Origin of the sequence: Mycobacterium ostraviense (assembly GCF_002705925.1) — a bacterium.
GTDB lineage: Bacteria > Actinomycetota > Actinomycetes > Mycobacteriales > Mycobacteriaceae > Mycobacterium > Mycobacterium ostraviense.
In genome coordinates this window covers 1-3,938 of record NZ_NKRE01000122.1, presented here as the reverse complement: position 1 = coordinate 3,938, position 3,938 = coordinate 1, and the positions used below count along the sequence as shown (strand labels likewise).

1 pseudogene is annotated in these 3,938 nt (G+C 79.2%); it reads left to right on the top strand.

Going from position 1 to position 3,938, the window contains the following annotated elements:
- Window positions 1-132 precede the first annotated feature (132 nt).
- Window positions 133-3,938 (top strand): annotated as a pseudogene (locus CDN38_RS33385) (PE family protein); the annotation flags it as partial.

The window sequence follows — 3,938 nt, the reverse complement described above, 5'->3', positions numbered from 1 at the left end:
CGTGGGCTCGGAGATGTGTATAAGAGACAGGGTGTGGGAGGCGGCAGTGGCGGGGCCGGCGGCAACGCCGCGTTGATCGGCTTCGGCGGCGCCGGAGGAGCGGGAGGGACAGGTGCCGCCGGCGCTGCCGGCGTGGATGGTGGTGCTGGCGGGGCGGGCGGCAACGGCGGGAACGCCGGTGTGTTCGGATTCGGTGGTCAGGGTGGGACCGGCGGGGATGGCGGCATCGGCGGGGTAGGCGCCGCCGGCCCCGCCGGTCAGCAGGGTGGGACGGGTGCATCCGGCGGCGCCGCCGGTGCCGGTGGGGCCGGAGGTCGTGCGTGGATCGGCATCTCGGGCGACGGCGGTCGCGGCGGTACCGGCGGAGCGGGTGGCACCGGCGGGGCGGGCGGCGTCGCCCTGGGCCTGGGTGACCAGGGCGGCCAGGGCGGCACCGGTGGCACCGGCGGGGCGGCTGGCGCGGGCGGCGCGGCCGGTGGGTTCGGTGGGACCGCGGGCAGCGCGGGTAGAGGTGGTGTCGGCGGCACCGGCGGCACCGGCGGCACCGGCGCGGCCGGCCAGGCCGGTGCTAGCGACCCGAGCGCGCCGACCGCGGGACTTCAGGGCGGCCAAGGCGGCACCGGCGGCACTGGCGGCGCGGGTGGCGCGGGTATTGACGGTGTGGGTGGTGGCGCCGGCGGACAGGGCGGTATCGGTGGACAGGGCGGCCAGGGCGGCCAAGGCGGTTCCGATACCGGAGCCGCCGGCGGTAGCGGCGCCGCCGGCGGCCAGGGCGGCACCGGCGGCACCGCCGGGGCGGCCGGCTCCGGGACCGACGGTGGTGCGGCAGGCGCGACCGGCACGGGGGGCAAAGGCGGGACAGGTGGCGTCGGTGGCTACGGCAGCACCGGCCAGCCCGGCGTATCCGGCGGCTCGCCGACCGCGGGTGGCCAAGGCGGCGACGGCGGCGCTGGCGGCCAGGGCGGCACGGGTGGTGCGGGCATCGGCGGGGTTGGCGGCGGCCAAGGCGGGCAGGGTGGCGTCGGTGGCCAGGGCGGCCAGGGCGGCCAGGGCGGTGCCAACACCTTCGGCACCGGTAGCGACGGTGCCGATGGGGGCAAAGGCGGCGCCGGAGGCGCGGCGGGGGCGGCCGGCTCCGGAATCGACGGCGGCGCGGACGGCGCCGCCGGCACCGGCGGCCGGGGCGGCGCGGGCGGCGACGGCGGCGCCGGCGCCACCGGTTCCACCGCGGCCACCCCCCTTGACACCTCCACCGGCGGCAAGGGCGGAGCGGGCGGCCAAGGCGGCCAAGGCGGCGCCGGTAACGGCGGCACCAACGGTTCGGGCGGGGCCGGCGGCACCGGGGGACGAGGGGGCCAAGGTGGCATCGGCTACGCCGACGACGGCACCAACAACGCCACCGCCGGCGGCACCGGCGGCACCGGAGGCACGGGCGGCACAGCGGGCGCGGCCGGCACCGGCGGCACCGGGGGCACCGCCGGCACGGCCGGCGCCGGCGGCACCGGCGGCCGGGGTGGGCAGGGCGGCATCACCTCGACTTTCGGCGGCACTTCAGGTCAAGGTGGTGCTGGCGGCCAGGGCGGGCAGGGCGGCCAGGGTGCCACCGGTCCGGCGGGTGGAACCGGCTCTACCGGCGGCCAGGGCGGTGACGGTGGTCAGGGCGGTCAGGGCGGCAACGCCTCCACCAACAATGGGACAACCAACGGCGGCGGCGGCCGGGGCGGCCAAGGTGGCGCCGGCGGCACCGGCGGTATGGGCTACAACGACGACGGCGCTGACAACGCCGGCGCCGGAGGCGCCGGCGGTGCCGGTGGGCAAGGCGGCCTAGGCGGTGCGACGGGCACCGGCGGCTTCGCCGGCCAGAATGTCGGCGCGGGAGGTGCGGGTGGTGCCGGCGGTCAGGGTGGGCAAGGCGGTGCCACCGCGACCGTCGGTCACAGCGCCGGAGACGGCGGTCAGGGCGGCCGCGGTGGCCAAGGCGGCACCGGCGCCAACGGTCCTCGCCCGTTCATCGATAACACTGGGGGCGCCGGTGGTCAAGGCGGCGCCGGCGGCGCCGGCGGTGCCGGTGGCAGCGCGGTCGCTGGGGCAACTAACGGTAGTGGCGGCCGCGGTGGCCAAGGGGGTCTTGGCGGAACCGGCGGCGCCGGATACAACGACGACGGCGGCTATAACGCCAGCGCCGGCGGTCCTGGCGGCACCGGCGGCGCAGGAGGCGGTGCTGGCGTGGCCGGCACCGGCGGCCTCGGTGGTGCCGCGGGTATCGGCGGTGACGGCGGTACCGGCGGTACCGGCGGGGATGGCGGCGTAGGAAAAATCGGGAGACCCAGCCCGTCCCCCCTCGACGGAGGTAGCGGCGCCGCGGGCGGCGTCGGCGGGCAAGGCGGAGCCGGTGGCGCGGGTATTGGCGGGGTGGGCGGTGGCCAAGGTGGCCAGGGCGGCGTCGGCGGTCACGGCGGCGCGGGCGGCGCGGGCGGCAACAACAACGCAACCAACGGTGGTGACGGCGGGCCCGGTGGCCAAGGCGGCGCCGGCGGCGCTGCCGGGGCTGGCGGCGCCGGCACCGATGGCGGCGCCGCCGGGGCGAACGGCACGGCCGGTGACGGCGGGAACGGCGGCGCCGGGGGCACCGGTGGTACCGGCCAAGCCGGCGCGTCCGGAACCTCGCCCACTGCTGGCGGACCAGGCGGTAGCGGCGGTGTCGGCGGCGAGGGCGGTGATGGCGGTGCGGGCATCGGCGGCACCGGCGGTGGGAACGCTGGCCGGGGCGGCGCCGCAACCGACGGCGGTACGACCGGGGACAACGGCACCGGCGGCAAGGGCGGCACCGGAGGCGCCGGGAGTAACGGCAGCACCGGCAAAGCGGGCACGTCGAGCAGCTCGCCTACCGACGGCGGCCAAGGTGGTGGCGGTGGCGCCGGCGGTCAGGGCGGTGCCGGCGGTGTAGGCATCGGCGGGATCGGCGGCGGCGCCGGTGGCCAGGGCGGCGTCGGCGGGCAGGGCGGTGCCGGTGGTGTCGGTGGGACCAACACGGGCACGGGCATCGACGCGACCGGCGCCGACGGCGGCAAAGGCGGTACCGGAGGGGCCGCCGGGGCGGCGGGCCCGGGGACCGACGGCGGCGCGGCAGGGACGATCGGTACCGGCGGCAAGGGCGGCGCCGGCGGCGTCGGCGGCAGCGGGGGCATCGGGCAAGCGGGTACGTCTGGCGCCTCGCCCACGGCTGGCGAGCAAGGCGGCGGTGGTGGTGCCGGTGGCCGGGGCGGTGACGGGGGAGCCGGCATAGGCGGGGTCGGTGGCGGTCAAGGTGGCCGCGGCAGCGCCGGTGGGCAAGGTGGCGCTGGCGGCGTCGGTGGCTCTAACACCGGAAGCAGCGGCGGCAGCGGCGCCGATGGTGGGCAAGGCGGCGCCGGAGGAGCGGCCGGTGCTGGCGGCTCGGGAACCGACGGTGGCGCGGCCGGGGCGATCGGTACCGGCGGCAACGGCGGCACCGGGGGCACTGGCGGCAGCGGGGCTATCGGGCAAGCGGGTACGTCTGGCGCCTCGCCCACGATCGGCGGCCAGGGCGGCGGTGGTGGTGCCGGTGGCCGGGGCGGTGACGGCGGTGCGGGTGTCGGCGGGGTCGGCGGTGGCCAAGCTGGCCGAGGCGGCATCGGTGGGCAGGGTGGTGCCGGCGGCGTCGGTGGCACCAACACCGGAAGCAGCGGCGGTAGTGGTGCCGATGGTGGGCAAGGCGGCGCCGGAGGAGCGGCCGGTGCTGGCGGCTCGGAAACCGACGGTGGCGCGGCCGGGGCGATCGGCACCGGCGGCAAGGGCGGCACCGGGGGCACTGGCGGCAACGGCGGCATTGGACAGGCGGGCACGTCCGGCACCTCGCCCACCACGGGGGGCCAGGGTGGCGTCTGCGGGCAGGGCGGTGCCGGTGGTGTCGGTGGGAC